The sequence below is a fragment of the Vreelandella janggokensis genome (assembly GCF_031451615.1).
Lineage (GTDB): Bacteria > Pseudomonadota > Gammaproteobacteria > Pseudomonadales > Halomonadaceae > Vreelandella > Vreelandella janggokensis.
The window spans coordinates 1,205,548-1,222,017 of sequence record NZ_JARWAJ010000001.1; the positions used below are offsets into that span (position 1 = coordinate 1,205,548).

The 16,470-nt window shown below is 56.8% G+C and carries 14 protein-coding genes; 5 read left to right on the top strand and 9 right to left on the bottom strand.

What is annotated here, in order from left to right; translation table 11 throughout:
* Positions 1-59 precede the first annotated feature (59 nt).
* The 4 genes from QC816_RS05480 (at position 60) to QC816_RS05495 (ending at position 4,171) form a co-directional block, all read left to right on the top strand.
* Positions 60-773 carry a ComF family protein gene (locus QC816_RS05480; protein WP_268901380.1) on the top strand — a complete coding sequence of 238 codons (714 nt, stop codon included), beginning with the start codon at positions 60-62 and terminating at the stop codon, positions 771-773.
* A 55-nt stretch (positions 774-828) separates the two neighbouring features.
* On the top strand, positions 829-1,803 hold the full coding sequence (locus tag QC816_RS05485; RefSeq protein WP_309781321.1) for a serine/threonine protein kinase: 975 nt from the start codon (positions 829-831) through the stop codon (positions 1,801-1,803).
* Positions 1,804-2,054: 251 nt separating this feature from the next.
* Positions 2,055-2,606: a GTP cyclohydrolase I FolE gene (folE, locus tag QC816_RS05490; protein ID WP_085919528.1), complete on the top strand. Its 552-nt coding sequence runs from the start codon at positions 2,055-2,057 to the stop codon at positions 2,604-2,606.
* A gap of 107 nt (positions 2,607-2,713) precedes the next feature.
* Positions 2,714-4,171 carry an NAD-dependent succinate-semialdehyde dehydrogenase gene (locus QC816_RS05495; RefSeq protein ID WP_085919529.1) on the top strand — a complete coding sequence of 486 codons (1,458 nt, stop codon included), beginning with the start codon at positions 2,714-2,716 and terminating at the stop codon, positions 4,169-4,171.
* A gap of 87 nt (positions 4,172-4,258) precedes the next feature.
* Here QC816_RS05495 and purH read toward each other — a convergent pair whose 3' ends face one another.
* From purH to ppa, 8 genes are all read right to left on the bottom strand, one after another.
* Entirely contained in the window at positions 4,259-5,839 is a 1,581-nt protein-coding gene (purH, locus tag QC816_RS05500; RefSeq protein WP_309781322.1) for a bifunctional phosphoribosylaminoimidazolecarboxamide formyltransferase/IMP cyclohydrolase, read from the bottom strand.
* Between the two features lie 47 nt (positions 5,840-5,886).
* Complete coding sequence (fis, locus tag QC816_RS05505; RefSeq protein ID WP_085919531.1) at positions 5,887-6,234, bottom strand: DNA-binding transcriptional regulator Fis; 348 nt, start codon at positions 6,232-6,234, stop codon at positions 5,887-5,889.
* Positions 6,231-7,268, bottom strand: a complete 1,038-nt coding sequence (gene dusB, locus QC816_RS05510) for a tRNA dihydrouridine synthase DusB (RefSeq protein ID WP_309781324.1) — start codon at positions 7,266-7,268, stop codon at positions 6,231-6,233. The genes fis and dusB overlap by 4 nt, the downstream gene beginning before the upstream one ends.
* A gap of 109 nt (positions 7,269-7,377) precedes the next feature.
* The gene (gene prmA / locus QC816_RS05515; protein ID WP_085919533.1) at positions 7,378-8,289 is read right to left on the bottom strand and encodes a 50S ribosomal protein L11 methyltransferase; all 912 of its coding nucleotides are present in this window, start codon (positions 8,287-8,289) and stop codon (positions 7,378-7,380) included.
* 71 nt (positions 8,290-8,360) lie between these two features.
* Positions 8,361-9,701, bottom strand: coding sequence for an acetyl-CoA carboxylase biotin carboxylase subunit (accC, locus tag QC816_RS05520; protein WP_085919534.1), 1,341 nt, complete (start codon positions 9,699-9,701; stop codon positions 8,361-8,363).
* Positions 9,702-9,731: 30 nt separating this feature from the next.
* On the bottom strand, positions 9,732-10,202 hold the full coding sequence (gene accB, locus QC816_RS05525) for an acetyl-CoA carboxylase biotin carboxyl carrier protein (protein ID WP_199283354.1): 471 nt from the start codon (positions 10,200-10,202) through the stop codon (positions 9,732-9,734).
* A 259-nt stretch (positions 10,203-10,461) separates the two neighbouring features.
* The gene (dsbD, locus tag QC816_RS05530) at positions 10,462-12,387 is read right to left on the bottom strand and encodes a protein-disulfide reductase DsbD (RefSeq protein WP_309781325.1); all 1,926 of its coding nucleotides are present in this window, start codon (positions 12,385-12,387) and stop codon (positions 10,462-10,464) included.
* A 144-nt stretch (positions 12,388-12,531) separates the two neighbouring features.
* Complete coding sequence (gene ppa, locus QC816_RS05535; RefSeq protein ID WP_085919537.1) at positions 12,532-13,062, bottom strand: inorganic diphosphatase; 531 nt, start codon at positions 13,060-13,062, stop codon at positions 12,532-12,534.
* 262 nt (positions 13,063-13,324) lie between these two features.
* Between ppa and QC816_RS05540 the strand changes: the two genes are divergently transcribed.
* Positions 13,325-15,040 (top strand): bifunctional protein-serine/threonine kinase/phosphatase, encoded by a 1,716-nt coding sequence (locus QC816_RS05540; RefSeq protein WP_085919637.1) that lies wholly within the window; start codon positions 13,325-13,327, stop codon positions 15,038-15,040.
* 93 nt (positions 15,041-15,133) lie between these two features.
* Here the strand turns inward: QC816_RS05540 and QC816_RS05545 are convergent, their stop codons facing one another.
* Entirely contained in the window at positions 15,134-16,393 is a 1,260-nt protein-coding gene (locus tag QC816_RS05545) for a 6-phosphofructokinase (protein WP_309781327.1), read from the bottom strand.
* Between the last annotated feature and the right edge of the window lie 77 nt (positions 16,394-16,470).

Sequence of the window (16,470 nt, forward strand, 5' to 3'; positions counted from 1 at the left end):
ATCAATCTTTTATATAAAGTCAATGATAAAGTGTACAAGCCGCCAGCCAAGGAGTGCTCATGCGATTGAAACGCTGGGTAGCTGCCGGTAGTGCTCTGCTAAAACGGGGACTGCCGGGTTATTGTGCGTTTTGTTTGGCACCGCTTGAAGGGGACGCAAGCTGGTGCTCGGAATGTTTCGAGCAGTTGCCCTGGAATAGACCTGCCTGTCCGTGCTGTGGTGATCAGTTAACGAACGATCACCAATTCTTGTGCGGGCATTGCCTCAGTAAGCGGCCTGCCTTCGAGGCTGCTTATGTGGCGTTACGCTATGAATTTCCCGTTAATGCACTGGTGCGCGATTTCAAATTTAACGCCCGGCCTCGGGCTGGCATGTTGTTGTGTGAGTTAATGCAACAAAGCCTGCCGTCGCCACCCTTTGATGCGATACTGCCCGTGCCAATGACGCCAGAGCGCGCTCGCGACCGCGGGTTCAATCAAGCGCACTGGTTGGCTTTCGAGCTCGCCAAGCGAAGCGGCTTGCCCGTGCTCGAAGCCCGTCGACTCAAGCAGGGGCCTTCGCAGCGCCGCTTGAACCGGCAGGCGCGTTTTGCCAATCTGGCGGGTGCTTTCGTGATTGATAAACCGCCGCCTGCGTATGTCGCGATTGTTGATGACGTTGTCACCACGGGGGCTACGGCCCATGCACTCGCTTTGGCATTGCGCCGGGCTGGAGCGCAGCGTGTTGATGTGTGGGCGGCGGCGCGCACACCTCTGGTGGTTGATGACGCCTGACAGCACGATGCCCTCGTCGATGATACGCTTTTACTGATTGATCCCTGGAGACACCATGACGCATGCTTTTCACCAGCTTTCTCCTGGCCTTGTGATGTCAGCGGTGGAGTCGTTGGATATATGGCCAACGTCGGAACCATTTGCGCTAAACAGCTATGAGAACCGCGTGATGATGTTCCGCGATGAGCAAGGCGGTCAATGGATTATCAAGTTCTATCGTCCAGAACGCTGGCAGGACGCCACTATCCAGGAAGAGCACGATTTTCTTGTCGAGCTTAGCCAGGCCGGAGTGCCGGTAGCCACCGTTTGGCGTGATCGTCGCGGGCAAAGCCTGCATCGCTATGAAGGGTATCGTTTTGCGTTATTCCGCCACTGCCCTGGACAGGCCCCCGAGTTGGACAATGATGCCCACCTTTTCGCGCTTGGTGAACTGATGGGGCAGTTGCACGAGTCGTCAAGCAAGGGCACTTTTATCCATCGTCCACGTCTGGAGTTAGTGGAAGGAGTGAAAGATGCTCAGCAACGGGTCTTCGATAGCCAGCGTTTGGATCGTTACCAGCGTCGGGGTTATGAAAGCGTCATTACCCGCATGCTGGAAGCGCTTCGTCCCTATCAATGGGGTGATGAAACAATGATACGTTGTCACGGTGACTGTCATTTGGGCAATATTCTGGGGCGCGATGAGCAGTTTTCACTGGTGGATTTTGATGATTGCCTGATGGCGCCAGCGATCCAGGATATCTGGATGCTGCTATCGGCGAATGAGCCCGTTGAGTGGCAGCGTCAGATGAGTGAGATTGTCGAAGGGTACGAAGAAACGCGGCCCTTTCCCCATCAGCAGATAGAGCTGATTGAACCACTGCGTGCCTACCGGTTGATAAGGCACAGCGCCTGGCTGGTCTCTCGCTGGCAAGACCCTGCCTTCCAGTTAGCGTTTCCCTGGGTCGCTGATAAAGGGTACTGGGATCAGCATATCCGGCAACTTGAGCAACAATTGCTAATACTAAAAAAGCCGCAGTGGTTGGCATAGTGTCTTTCTATCACGCGCATAGCGGGATGCCGGATCAAGCCAAGCTGCCACCCAGCGCTTAGGTGCGCTAAGATGCACGCTTTTATTGCGTTATGTTAATATTTTATTGTACATACCTTGCTTAAAGTATATTTTCTGTACATGGTTGTGTCTGGATTGCGTCCAATCATTGCCATGGCGGCCTATGGCCGACTCCTTTTAGCGCGATGGAGCCATATTGATCGTGCACGACATTTTTGACGAGGCTTACCATGACGGATGATATCGCCCAGTATTACCAACAGATCATCAGCGCACTTGGGGAAAATCCCGAGCGTGAAGGGCTCAGAGATACCCCTCTTCGCGCAGCAAAAGCAATGCAGTTCCTGACGCATGGCTATCATCAGTCGCTGGAGGAAATCGTCAACGGTGCCGTTTTTGAGTCGCAGACTGACGAAATGGTGCTGGTCAAGGATATCGAGCTGTATTCAATGTGCGAGCATCACCTGTTGCCTTTTATTGGTAAGTGTCACATCGCTTACCTGCCGAACGGTAACGTGTTGGGGCTCTCCAAATTTGCTCGTATCGTCGATATGTATGCCCGACGCATGCAGATTCAGGAGAACCTGACTCGGGAAATTGCCGAGGCAGTGCAGCAGGTCACCCAGGCGCGTGGGGTGGCCGTGGTAATTGAAGCGCGTCATCTTTGCATGATGATGCGTGGCGTCGAGAAACAAAACTCGAGTATGACGTCATCCGTCATGCTGGGCGATTTCCGGGCCAATCAGGCAACGCGTCAGGAGTTCTTGACGCTGGTCAATTAACCCTGTGCGACACGATACTGTATTACGGTTGGTCTGTTACCCTGTTTCGTCATAGCATGAACACGTTATTTTGCTGATGAGTCCCTTATCCGGGGCAGGAGTCTGTCATGGAAGCGCTTAAAGAGACACAGCTGTACTGTCCGTTTGCCTATATCGATGGAAGTTGGGTAGCGGCCGACAGCGGTGACCAGATCAACGTGCTTAACCCGGCCACCGGTGAGATAGTGGGCGATATGCCAAGGCTGGGTAAAGCGGAAACCGAACGGGCCATTGAAGCGGCTGATGCAGCACTTCCCGCGTGGCGCTCGCTGACTGCCCAGGAGCGGGCGGATTTGTTATTGAAGTGGCATGACCTGATGCTGGAACATCAGCACGATCTCGCCATGCTGATGACCCACGAGCAAGGCAAGCCACTGAAAGAGGCGGCGGGTGAAATTGCCTATGCGGCGAGCTTTCTTCGCTGGTTCGCTGAAGAAGCTCGGCGCGTCTACGGTGAAACCATTCCTGCCGCCAAGGCCAACCAGCGTATTGTGGTGACCAAACAGCCTGTTGGCGTTGTCGGTGCCATCACCCCCTGGAATTTCCCGGCGGCGATGATTACCCGTAAGGCGGGTGCTGCTCTGGCGGCTGGCTGTACCATTGTGGTCAAGCCAGCGAGCCAGACGCCGTTTTCGGCCACGGCCCTGGCCATGCTGGCGGAGCGTGCCGGTATTCCCCGCGGCGTTTTCAACGTTGTACCTGGGAGCGCTGCTGACATTGCCGAAGCGCTGACCCAGTCACCTAAAGTGCGCAAGATTACCTTTACCGGTTCGACCGAAGTTGGCCGCAAGCTGATGGCGCAGGCTTCCGAGCATGTGCAGAAAATATCGCTTGAGTTGGGCGGCAACGCTCCCTTTATCGTCTTTGAAGATGCCGATCTGGATGCGGCGGTTGACGGCGCCATGGCTGCCAAGTTTCGTAACGCAGGGCAAACATGCGTCTGCACCAACCGTTTTTTGGTCCAGTCCAGCGTCATCAATGCGTTTTGCGAAAAGCTCGCCGTGGCGATGAACAGCGAGCTGAATGTGGGCGATGGCACTCAGGAAAATATCAACATCGGGCCGTTGATTGACCAGAATGGTGTTCAGAAAGTCAGTGAGCACGTCCAGGACGCTGTCGACCATGGGGCAGAGCTGTTACTGGGCGGGTATCCGCACCCCTTGGGAGGTAACTTCTTCAGCCCAACCTTGATCAGCTTTGCCACGAATGAAATGAAAGTCGCCCATGAAGAGACCTTTGGCCCGCTGGCGGCTGTCTTTCCCTTCGATGACGAAGAGACGGCCATTGAAATGGCTAACGACACTCAATATGGGCTGGCGTCTTACTTCTATTCTCGTGATTTGTCGCGGGTCTGGCGGGTAGCTGAAGCGCTTGAATATGGCATGGTAGGCATTAATACCGGCCTGATTTCCAATGCAGCGGCGCCGTTCGGCGGTGTGAAAGCATCCGGCCTGGGACGCGAAGGGGGTCACCAGGGCTTGGAGGAATATCTGGAAACCAAGTATCTGTGTATTGATCTCAGTTAAACCCCGCTTTTCATTTTTCCTGAGCTGAAACAACCCTCACTGAACACGTCAATGAGGGTTGTTTGCTGTCGGGGACCCTAGTCTGGCTTAGTGGCGGAAATGACGCATGCCGGTTAACACCATGGCAATACCGGCTTCATTGGCTGCATCGATCACTTCCTGATCGCGCATTGAGCCGCCCGGCTGAATGACGGCGGTGATACCTGCCGCCGCAGCGGCATCAATGCCGTCACGAAACGGGAAGAAAGCGTCCGACGCCATTACGGAACCCGGCACTGAGAGACCCTCGTCGGCCGCCTTGATGCCCGCAATCTTGGCGGAATAGACACGGCTCATCTGTCCCGCGCCAACGCCTATTGTCTGGCCACTGTGGGCGTACACGATGGCATTGGATTTAACGAACTTGGCGACCCTCCAGGCAAACGAGAGATCACGCAGTTCCTGCTCGGACGGAGCGCGCTCACTGACCACCGTCAGGGCATCACGCGTTACCATGCCGTCGTCACGCTCTTGAACCAGCAGGCCACCGTTAACCCGCTTGAAGTCGAAGGCGGGCTTGGTTTCGCTGGGCCAATGTGCGCTGACATCCAGTAGCCGGACATTCTTCTTCGCTGCCACAATGGAAGCGGCGTCGGCGCTGACGCCGGGGGCGATAATCACCTCTACAAATTGGCGATCGACGATTGCCCGGGCCGTGTCGGCATCGAGCGCCACATTGAAAGCGATAATGCCGCCAAACGCACTGGTAGGGTCGGTCGCAAAGGCTTTGTCGTAGGCTTCAAGGGCGGTGGCGCCAATCGCAACGCCGCAGGGGTTAGCGTGTTTGACGATAACGCAGGCGGTGTCATCGAATTCTTTGACACACTCAAAGGCAGCATCGGTATCGGCGACATTGTTGTACGACAGCGGCTTACCCTGCAGCATTGTTGCCGTCGCCACGCCGGGTTCGTTGGCTCCTTCCTCCACGTAAAAAGCAGCCTGCTGGTGCGGGTTTTCACCGTAGCGCATGGCCTGTTTCTTGTGCAGCTGCAGATTTAGCGTCCTTGGGAAATCGGCGTCTGTTGCCTCGACCTGGCGTCCCAGGTAGTTGGCAATGGCAGCGTCGTAGCCTGCGGTGTGTTCAAAGGCTTTTACCGCGAGGTCGAAGCGGGTGGCTTCGCTGACATACCCCTCCTGAGCGGCGAGCTCACCCAGCACCCGGGGATAGTCGTCGGCGTTGACGACAATCGTCGTGTACGCGTGGTTCTTGGCGCAGGCGCGGACCATGGTCGGGCCACCGATATCGATATTTTCGATGGCGTCCTGCCGCGTGCAGTCCGGCTTGGCGACGGTGGCAGCAAAGGGGTAGAGGTTTACCACGACCATATCAATCGGGGTAATGTCGTTCTCCGCCATGACCGCGTCATCCTGGCCGCGGCGGGCGAGAATGCCGCCATGGATTTTGGGGTGCAGTGTCTTGACGCGGCCATCCATGATCTCGGGGAAGCCGGTGTGTTCGCTAACTTCCTTAACCGGAATCTGGTGTTCCTGTAGCAGGCGGAATGTGCCGCCCGTGGACAGAAGCTCCACGCCATGCTCGGACAAGCCGCGGGCAAATTCAACGATGCCGGTTTTATCAGAAACGCTCAAAAGGGCGCGGCGTACAGGGGTCGCAGTGCTATCAGCCATTGAGGGTGCTCGTGTGCAGAGTAGAGAATGAAAAGTCAATGACGCCCTCAGGGTGTTGGGGCGTCGCCTTCAATAAGTCCATAAAGCTTGAGTTTCTTGCGCAGCGTGCCACGGTTGAGGCCCAGTACATCCGCCGCACGGGTCTGATTCCCCTCGGTGTGCTCAAGCACGCAGGCGAGCAAAGGCGCCTCTACTTCGGCCATCACCATGGCATACAGGTCGCTCGCCTGACTGCCATCGAGATGCTCGAAGTAGCGACGCATCGCAGCTTCCACGGCCTCTCGAAGAGGCTGCGGCGGCATATTGGCCTCGGAGTCTGCCAGTGTGCCGTTGAGGCGTGTATGGCTGTCTGACGCGCTGTCGCTGGAAACAAGGTCAAGATCGCGTTCGGTCATGCTGCATAGCTTCCTTTGGCTAGCAGACGCTTGATGGCATCGGGTGCCATGGCGTCATTGATCCAGTTGACTTGTGTTTCGGTAGTGGCCAATCCGTTGAATTGTTGCTTTAAATCACGCCGCTGAGCTGGAGTGAAACGGGCATCTTCGCCCAGGTACCAGCCAAGGTGCTTACGCGCAATGCGCACGCCCATGGTGTCGCCATAAAAGCCATGAAGGGCGTTTAAATGATCAATGAGCACGCCACGGCGCTTTTCCAGGCTGGGTTGAGCGCGGTGCTCACCATGTTCCAGAAAGTGCTGAATCTGATCAAAAATCCAGGGATTTCCCTGGGCGGCCCGTCCGACCATAACGGCGTCTGCTTGCGTGTAGTGCAGCACCTCTACCGCTTTTTCCGGGGTGGTGATGTCCCCGTTGGCAATCACCGGAATGCCCAGTCGTGACTTGATATCGGCAATGGTGTCGTACTCTGCCCATCCAGTATAGCGCTGCTCTCGATGTCGGCCATGAACTGCCAACGATTGAATGCCTGCTTGCTCTGCAAGACGCGCAATACGGACGCCGTTATTGGAGTCAGCACACCATCCAGTGCGAATTTTAAGGGTGACAGGAATATCGACGGCGTTGACGACGGCGTCAAGAATCTCGCCAACCAGTCTTTCGTCGCGAAGCAACGCTGAGCCTGCTGCCTTATTGCAGACCTTTTTGGCCGGACAGCCCATGTTGATGTCGATTACCTGTGCGCCAAGATCGGCATTGAGCCGGGCTGCCTGGGCGAGCATCTCGGCGTCGCCCCCGGCAATTTGCACAACCCTGGGGGCGGGTTCGCCACGATGATCCATGCGCAATTTTGATTTGCGTGTATGCCATAGATTGGGGTCGGCAGTGACCATCTCGCCAACTACCCAGCCTGCCCCGAGCCGTCGACACAGCTGGCGGAAAGGACGATCGGTCACCCCCGCCATGGGCGCTAATATGACCCGGTTCGGCAGGGCGTGTGGGCCGATCTTGAGTGGTGGTGTTGCTAGGGTCATGGCAGTTGGCGCTTTGATGTTGCGGTTAACGACCGTCAGGCCGCCCGAGGACGCGTATGATACGCTTACTCGACGGCGGGGTGAAGGCGGCCTGAGTGTCAGCGACAGATTAAATGAGGCGATGTCCGGTAAGGCGTACCCAGCCTTCCCGCATGACAGGCGCATCCATGCTGAGCCCCTGTTGCTGATAGGCCTGCATGACATCATCGGCCTGGTTGGCCAAAATGCCCGAAAGGGCAATGTGACCGCCAGGGGCAACGTGGCCAGCAACCGTTGATGCCATTTCGATCAGCGGACCCGCCAGAATATTGGCGGTGACAATCGGGTAGCGGCTTTTGACGAGTTGCTCAGGAAAGCAGAGTGCCAGTGCTGTTTCGTCGATATGATTACGCTCGGCGTTGTCACGACTGGCCTGCAGTGCCTGGGGGTCAATATCGGTACCATCGGCATGGGCCGCGCCGAGCTTTAATGCGGCAATGGCCAAAATGCCCGAACCACAGCCAATGTCCAGCACAGACTGGTCAGCGAGTTGCCCCTTGACTGCCAGGCTATCAAGCCATTCAAGGCACAAAGCCGTGGTCGGGTGGGTACCCGTACCAAACGCCAGGCCCGGGTCAAGGACCAGGTTGACGGCATCGGACTCGGGTGGTTCGTGCCAGCTTGGCACAATCCAGAGCCTTTCTCCCATACGTAGTGGCGTAAAGTCTTCCATCCACTCGCGTTCCCAATCGCGGTCTGCGAGTAGCTCATAGTCAATGGCCGGGCAGGGTTCGTCCGGTACCTGTTCCGACCAGGCGGCTTCGATGCGCGCAAGCATGGCGTCAATGCCCTCGAGGTCATCGTATAGCCCGGTGACGACAGTGTCCTGCCATAGAGGCGTTGTGCCGCGTTCGGGTTCGAATACCGGGTCATCCTGGGCGTCTTGAAGCCCAATTGCCGTCGCGCCTTCTTCAAGGAGTAATTCTTCCAGCAGTTCTGCCTGCTCGGGCGGGACGTGCGCTTTGAGTTGAAGCCAGGGCATTCCGGGTCTCCGCAGCAGCAAAAAAAGCGGGATGACGATGGCCATCCCGTGATGATCGATCTCAGCGTGTGTTAGCTGCTGAGTTTCTTTTCTAGATAGTGAATATTGACGCCACCCTGGCGGAAGTAGCTATCGCGCACCAGGTCTTTTTGCAGATCAATGTTGGTTTTGATGCCTTCAACCAATAGCTCATCCAGTGCGTTGCGCATGCGGGTGAGGGCAATTTCCCGGTCCTCTCCCCAGGTGATCAGCTTGCCGATCAGCGAGTCGTAATGGGGCGGGACGGTATAGCCGGTATACATGTGCGAGTCCATACGCACGCCAAGGCCACCTGGTGCGTGGTAAAGCGTTACCTTACCGGGTGACGGCATGAAGGTGCGCGCGTCTTCCGCGTTGATGCGGCATTCGAACGCGTGGCCGTTCAATACAACGTCTTCCTGGCGGATCGTCAGCGGCATGCCCGAGGCAATGCGCAGCTGTTCCTTGACAATATCCACGCCGGTCACCATCTCGGTGACAGGGTGTTCGACCTGGACGCGAGTGTTCATCTCGATAAAGAAGAAGTTGCCGTCTTCGTAGAGGAACTCGAAGGTACCCGCGCCCCGGTAGTTGATTTCCACGCATGCCTGGCGACACGCTTCCAGCACCTTGGCACGCGCGTCAGGGTCGATGCCGGGAGCTGGCGCTTCCTCGAGGACTTTCTGGTGGCGACGCTGCAACGAGCAGTCACGGTCAAAGAGGTGAATGGCATTGCCCTGGCCGTCGGCGAGTACCTGAACTTCCACATGACGGGGGTTTTCGAGAAACTTCTCCATGTAGACGGTGCCATCGCCAAACGAGGAGTGGGCCTCGGTGCGGGTGACGGTAATCGCGGAAAGCAGGTGGCCCTCAGTATGCACGACGCGCATGCCGCGCCCGCCACCACCGGCTGCTGCCTTGATGATAACCGGATAGCCGATGCGCCGCGCGGTCGCAAGATTGGTTTCATCATCATCGCCAAGTGGGCCGTCCGAGCCTGGAACCGTGGGGACGCCAGCCGCTTTCATTGACTCGATGGCGCTGACTTTATCGCCCATCAGGCGAATGGTTTCAGCGCGGGGGCCGATAAACGTAAAGCCTGAGCGTTCTACCTGTTCGGCAAAGTTGGCGTTTTCGGATAAAAAGCCATAGCCGGGATGAATGGCGCTGGAATCGGTCACTTCCGCTGCGCTGATCAATGCCGGAATATTAAGATAGGACTGAGCAGAGGAGGCCGGACCGATACATACCGCCTCGTCGGCTAGGCGTACGTGCATGAGTTCGCGGTCCGCCTTGGAATGAACCGCCACGGTCTTGATGCCTAGCTCTTTACAGGCCCGGAGGATACGTAGGGCAATCTCGCCGCGGTTGGCGATAAGTACCTTGTCGAGCATGGGAGAGTCCACCCGTATTGAAATGAAGGATTAAGCGATGACGATCATTGGCTGATCGAATTCCACCGGCTCACCGTCTTCTACCAGAATGGCTTCCACCACGCCGTCACGGTCGGCTTCAATTTGGTTCATCATCTTCATGGCTTCCACGATACACACCGTATCGCCTTGCTTGACCGTATCGCCGACTTCAACAAAGGATTTGGCGCCAGGCGCGGGGCTGCGATAGAAGGTACCGACCATTGGCGAGTTGATGGCTTCGCCGCGATAGCTGTTGCCTGGAGCGGGCTCTTCTTCAGGCGTTGCGGCGTTAGCCGCAGGCGCAGCAGGTTGCTGTTGAGGGGCAGGCTGAGCGTACTGGGGCATTGACTGCGGGTGCCAGGTGCCCCCATTGGGATGACGACTGATGCGAACCGACTCTTCGCCTTCCTGGATTTCAATCTCGCTAATATTGGATTCTTCAAGCAGTTCAATCAGTTTTTTGACTTTACGGATATCCATTACCTAGCCCCATCACTATCGTTGAGAGTGGTGTGTTCATCACGCGTCAATAGCGCAGTAAACCAAATTATAAAATGTAGAGAACGCCGCATGATGACGAACGTTACCCTTTTTTACTGCTTATAAAAGCAGAAGTTCAATCAATATGGTGGCGAAGTGTGCCGAAAAACGTTATCGATGTCCAGTTATCACATGCCTGGCACATAAGGCTATTCTTAAACGGTCGTTTGACGGCGTTCGCGACAGGACGCCTCAATATCTAACCGTTGCCTGCCTGGCGACTCTCTTCCCAGCGCGCCAATTCGCGCAGGTGCTGGGCAAAGTCGGCGGCGTTGATATCGCCCTGTATGCGCGCTGCACGGACCTCCTGACCATTCTGGAAAAAGAGCAGGCTGGGTGGGCCAAAAAGCTGGTAGCGGTTCAATAGTTGCCGACTTTGCTCATTGGTATCGGTGACATCGACGGCAATGCGCTCAAAGCCTGAAAGTTGCTCAATGACATCGGGGTCAGTATAGACCTTGCGCTCCAACTGGCGACATGAGATGCACCAGTCAGCCGTAAAATGAACGAAGACGGGTTTGCCCTTTGTCTCAGCTGTGTCGATGGCGCTGTTGAGTGCTGGCAAGCTGTCCAAATGCTTAAAAGCCAATGGTCCTTGAGCGTCGCTTTTGTTGGTCGTCTGGATGTTTAGCGGGCGCAACGGATTATGCGAGCCTAAGGCAGCGCCAAGGGTAAGGGCGATGCCCCAGGTCAACAGGATAAGGCCCAGCGTTTGACGCGCTTTAGCCCAGCCCGATGGCGTATGGGTTTGCAAGGCGCCCAGTGTCAGGGCGGTGCCAATGGCAAGTCCCGCCCAGAGCAGCAGGGCAATTGACGGTGCTATCAGGCGTTCTACCATCCAGATTGCCACCCCGAACAGCAATAGCCCAAAAGCCATTTTGACCCCGTTAAGCCATGCGCCGGAACGTGGCAGCAGAGTGGCGCCGAAGGTGCCGACCAGCAATAGCGGCACGCCCATTCCCATGCCCAGTGCAAATAGCATGGCACCTCCCATCAGCGCATCACCGGTGGTGGAAATGATCACCAGTGCCCCGGCCAAGGGTGCCGTTACACAGGGAGACACCACCAGGACCGAGAGTGCACCTGCCAGTGCCAGGCCAGCCGGGCCGCTGCGTTGTGCTCGTGTCTGCCAGGCATCGACGCGTTGCGCCAGGCGTGGTGAAAGGCGTAAATCAAAGGCGCCAAGCATTGCCATGCCAAACACGCTGAACAGAATGGCAAAGGAGATCAGTACCGGCGCGGACTGGAGCTGTGCCTGGAGGTTGAGACCGGCCCCAAAGAGGCCCATCAGCACACCCGCGCCAGCGTAGGTAATGGCCATACCCATTACATAGCTGGCCGACAGCATGAACGCACGGGGACGTGAGGGCTGTTGACCGATGATGATCGAAGACAGGATGGGCACCATCGGCAATACGCAGGGTGTGAATGTCAGTCCGATGCCGGCCAGGAAGAAAAGCCCTAGCGCCAGCGGCAGGCTGGCATCGGTCATCAGTTGGCTGAAGCGGCTGTCCTCGCTTTGTGGCGCGCCAAGGGTTGCAGCGCTGTCGTTCAATGCCACCGTCGAGTCGGCAGCCGTTGCCGCATCGGTGGCGTTATTCGACGCGTCCGCCGGCGATGCGGGAGGCGTTTCGTCGGCGTTCGCTCCGGTCTCCCAGTCGGCATATGCGCGTGGCGGTTGGCTCTCGGTAGCCTTCAGTGCGATGGTTTCCGGCGGGTAACAAAGCCCGGCATCGGCGCAGCCCTGGAAGGTGAAGTCGACATCCAGCGGACCTGAAAAGTCACTTTCCAACGGCGCTTCCATGACCACTTGGTCGCGGAAAATATAGACGTCACCCATGAATTCATCATGGGTGAAGGTACCCTCGGGCAGTTCGGCCATACCCAGGCGAACCTTGTTTGTCAGGCTTTCCACGGCAAACTGGTGCCGGTAGAGGTAATACCCGTCAGCGACTTCGACGCCCACGAAGAGCGTGTCGCCGTCATGCCAGGCGGTGGGTTGAAAGGCTTCCAGGACGGGTAGAAAGTCGTCGTTCTGATCGCTTGAAGAGAACCACTGCGCCTGGGCAAATAGTGGTAGCGTGCCGAGCAGAAGCAACAGACCTAAACGTCGAATCGTGTGCAAAATGTGTCCTTGGTCGATAACGTCATATCAGCAGCTAGCATAACGCAACGTGGCGCGCAGGCAACGGGCTTCAGGGAGAATGCTGACCGTCAACGAAACGGGGCCACCCGAAGGTGGCCCCGTTCATCACGTGCGCTGAGGCGCTTAGGCTTTTTGGTAGGCCGCTGCCGATTTTTCAATGGCTTTGCGTGCCGCATCGACACCTTCCCAGGACTCGACTTTAACCCATTTGCCTTTTTCCAGATCTTTATAATTCTCGAAGAAGTGGGCAATTTGCTGACGCAGCAATTCGGGCAGGTCGGTGACTTCCTGAACGTCGTCATAGAGCGAGCTAAGCTTGGGGTGCGGGACACATACCAGCTTGGCGTCTTCCCCGGCTTCATCAGTCATGTTCAGGATGCCGACGGGGCGTGCACGAATGATACTGCCGGGCTGCACCGGATGTGGAGTGACGACAAGTGCGTCCAGCGGGTCGCCATCGTCGGCCAAGGTGTGGGGAATAAAACCGTAGTTGGCCGGGTAGAACATGGGAGTGGCCATAAAGCGGTCGACCAGCAGGGCCCCCATGTCCTTATCGATCTCGTATTTGATCGGCGCATGATTGGCAGGAATTTCAATCGCCACATACAAGTCGTTGGGCAGATCCTTACCAGCGGGGATGTTGTCGAAGTTCATCGTTAATTCCTTGGTCGTACAATGGCTAGGCAATCGAAGTTGCTGTATGAATAACACCGGATTATACGAACATGGCCGCAAGATTACCAATGCGACATAGGTGTTGCGACGACAAAGCGTTTGCCATCCTGCGATCGGACTGCACGGCAAGCTTGATAAGGTCACGACGTTTGGCGAGCATCGTTCAGTATCTCCAGTGTGTATCATAGGAAGTCCTAGACAGTGATGTCAGTTGCCAATGCTGTATGCTCAGGAGGATGACTTGGCCCATGCCCAATTGCTGATCAGTTACGGTCAGGCATTTGTTGCCCCGGATCGGCGCCTGCACCGCAGCTCCATGTCGGTACGCTTCCCCGAGCCGCCTTTGCTCAAGGCTAAAGGGAGTTGCGCGGTCATTAGCGACTCGCTGGCGCGCAATACCCTGGCCAAACAGGCAGGCGATTTAAGCGTAAGGGGGTTTTTAGCCGATTATTTTTCAACACCTGATCACTGGGATGTAAAAACCTCGGCGACGCGTGTACTAAGAGCGCTCAACAGCTGGTGTTATGGTCAAAGCCAGCATGTGCAGAATGGCAGCTTCGTATCATCGCTGTCGGCCTTGATCTTCCGTGAACGCGATGCCCACCTGTTCCATATGGGTGACACCCTGGTGTTTCGCCTGAGAGGGGCCGAGTTTGAACAACTGACCCGTGACCACGTCACGGACCTTGGGGGGTATCGCTATCCATCACGGGCGCTGGGTATGGATGGCAGTCTGGATATTGACTACTCCCATCTGCCCATGAAGCAGGGCGACCTTTTCCTGTTTACGACCCAGGCCGTGGGGGGCACCTTGCTGCCTTCCGACTACGTGCGACTGATCCGCCAGGATGCCAGCGATCTGGATGCGGCCTGTGAACGCCTTGCCAATGAAGCGAAACAACGCGCTCAGGATCGCGGCTATGGGGGTGACCAGTTCTGTTTCCAGTTGGTACGCATCGATGAACTGCCTGAAGAAAGCAGCGACCATCCCGGTCAGTTATATGGCGAATTGCCGATACCGCCGGAACTGGCCCCCGGGGCGAGACTGGATGGCCTGGAGGTGCTGGCGGTGTTGTCGCGTACGGCCCAGTCACGCATATACCGTGTGCGCGATGTCTACTCAGAGCGGGAAATGGTCATGAAGGCGCCCAGCCCGGAGCTTTCGCTGCGTAATGCCTATCTTGAGCACTTTCTGCTCCAGCAGTGGGTGGTAGAGCGGGTCAACTCGCCGTTCGTGGTCAAGGTTGTTGAGCCGTCACGGCCGCGGCGTTACCTTTACTATCTGATGCAGCATGTTGAAGGCGAGACGCTGCGTCAGTGGGCCGAGCGCCATCCCCAGGCAAACCTGTCCCAGCGGCTGGATATCGCCAATCAGTTGGGCAAAGCGGTTCAGGCATTGCACCATCGCGACATCCTGCATCAGCAAGTCAATCCCGATAATATTCTGATCGACCCGCACGGGAAGGTCGTCCTGGCCGACTTCAGTGCCTGCCACATGCGCGAGGTTGACGGCCATCGCCATTCAGGCGAGCTGTTAAGGCAAGTGGGCTTCAATGAGCACACGGCCCCCGAGTATGCCCTCGGGGACAGCGTCGGGCGGCGCAGCGACCAATACTCGCTGGCGTCGACCGTATATTGGTTGTTGACGGGCGAACTGCCTTACAGCCTGACGCCTAACCGGCTGCGCAGTCATACCGACCTGGAAGGGCTGAGCTACCGCAATGCACGCACCACTAATCCGGAAATATCGCCGGAGCTTGATGAGGCCTTGCGGCGCGCATTGGACCCTCAACGATCACTGCGTTTCAGGCGGTTATCCGAGTTTCTGCATGCCTTGCGGCTGCCATTGGGCAAACGGACACCGGGCGAGAAAGAACGCAAAGAGCCACGCCATTTCTGGCAGGGTGTTGCCGGTATTCTGCTCTTGCTGCTTGTGTTGTCCTGGCTGTTGCGTTAGTGCTCGCTCTTTGCCGTTGAGCTGACAAAAAGCCCGGGCGTCGTGGAGACGCCCGGGCTTTTTGTGTATCAACCTACAGGTATCAGCGAACGGTTAAAGCGTGAACACAGGCAGCTTGCGTTCTACCTTGGCCAGTTTCAGCTTGGCCACTTTCGGCAGGCCGTTTTCAAACGGTGGAAAATCTTCGCCCTGAATCAGCGGTGAAAGATAGTCGCGACACGTGTCGGTAATGTCGAAGCCTTCCTCGCTGATGAAGTCGCGGGGCATGAACTTTTCCTGGTTCGCCACCTGGGAGAGCGGGGCAGAGATAACATCCCACTGATAAGGTGACTGAGAAATACGGCGAATCGCTGGCATCATGGCGTTCTTGCCCGCCAGTGCCAGTGATACCGCTTCGCGACCTACCGCGTAGGCCTGTTCTACATCGGTTTTAGACGCCAGGTGACGGGCAGCGCGCTGCAGGTAATCCGCAACGGCCCAGTGGTATTTGTACCCCAGATCCTGCTTGATCATGCCTGCCAGCGTAGGGGCAACGCCGCCCAGTTGGCGGTGGCCAAAAGCGTCGGTGTTGCCCGCATCGGCCAGGAAGGTGCCGTCTTCGTAGCGTGCCCCTTCCGACACCACGATAACGCAGTAGCCATTCTGCTTGACGCTTTGCTCGACCCTCTCCATGACCGCTTTGCGGTTGAAAGGAATTTCCGGGAATACAATCAGATGGGGGGGGGCACCAGCACCTTCACCGGCTAACCCGCCTGCCGCCGCGATCCAGCCAGCGTGGCGACCCATCACTTCAAGTACAAACACCTTGGTCGATGTGGCGCACATTGAGGCGATATCCAACGACGTCTCAAGAGTTGAGGTGGCGATGTACTTCGCCACACTGCCAAACCCTGGGCTGTTGTCGGTAATCGGCAGGTCGTTATCGACGGTTTTGGGTACATGAATCGCGGTCAGCGGATAGCCAAGCTTTTCGGAAAGCTGTGAGACCTTTAAGCAGGTGTCGGCGCTGTCACCCCCGCCATTATAAAAGAAATAGCGGATATCGTGGGCCTTGAAGACCTCGATCAGGCGCTCGTATTGGGCGCGGTGGGTATCGATATCCTTAAGCTTGTAGCGGCAAGAGCCAAACGCACCCCCCGGGGTGTGGCGCAAGGCCGCGATGGCGTCGTCGCTTTCCTGGGTGACATCGATGAGGTCTTCCGTCAGGGCTCCAATAATGCCGTTATGACCGGCATAGACCTTGCCAATCTGGTCGGGGGCTTGTCGGCAAGCTTCGATGACGCCGCAAGCGCTGGCATTGATCACAGCGGTGACACCGCCTGATTGGGCGTAGAAGGCATTATACTGAGCCATGGAAACGTCTCATCTCCTGAAAGTCGGAAAGCGTAAATAAGTGGGCGAAGTTTAGCGTAAAGCGCTAAGGCCTGCAT

Coding starts and splice junctions, on each gene's coding strand:
- QC816_RS05480 (WP_268901380.1), top strand. CDS start 60: ATGCGATTGAAACGCTGGGTAGCTGCCGGTAGTGCTCTGCTAAAACGG.
- QC816_RS05485 (WP_309781321.1), top strand. CDS start 829: ATGACGCATGCTTTTCACCAGCTTTCTCCTGGCCTTGTGATGTCAGCG.
- folE (WP_085919528.1), top strand. CDS start 2,055: ATGACGGATGATATCGCCCAGTATTACCAACAGATCATCAGCGCACTT.
- QC816_RS05495 (WP_085919529.1), top strand. CDS start 2,714: ATGGAAGCGCTTAAAGAGACACAGCTGTACTGTCCGTTTGCCTATATC.
- purH (WP_309781322.1), bottom strand. CDS start 5,839: ATGGCTGATAGCACTGCGACCCCTGTACGCCGCGCCCTTTTGAGCGTT.
- fis (WP_085919531.1), bottom strand. CDS start 6,234: ATGACCGAACGCGATCTTGACCTTGTTTCCAGCGACAGCGCGTCAGAC.
- dusB (WP_309781324.1), bottom strand. CDS start 7,268: ATGACCCTAGCAACACCACCACTCAAGATCGGCCCACACGCCCTGCCG.
- prmA (WP_085919533.1), bottom strand. CDS start 8,289: ATGCCCTGGCTTCAACTCAAAGCGCACGTCCCGCCCGAGCAGGCAGAA.
- accC (WP_085919534.1), bottom strand. CDS start 9,701: ATGCTCGACAAGGTACTTATCGCCAACCGCGGCGAGATTGCCCTACGT.
- accB (WP_199283354.1), bottom strand. CDS start 10,202: ATGGATATCCGTAAAGTCAAAAAACTGATTGAACTGCTTGAAGAATCC.
- ppa (WP_085919537.1), bottom strand. CDS start 13,062: ATGAACTTCGACAACATCCCCGCTGGTAAGGATCTGCCCAACGACTTG.
- QC816_RS05545 (WP_309781327.1), bottom strand. CDS start 16,393: ATGGCTCAGTATAATGCCTTCTACGCCCAATCAGGCGGTGTCACCGCT.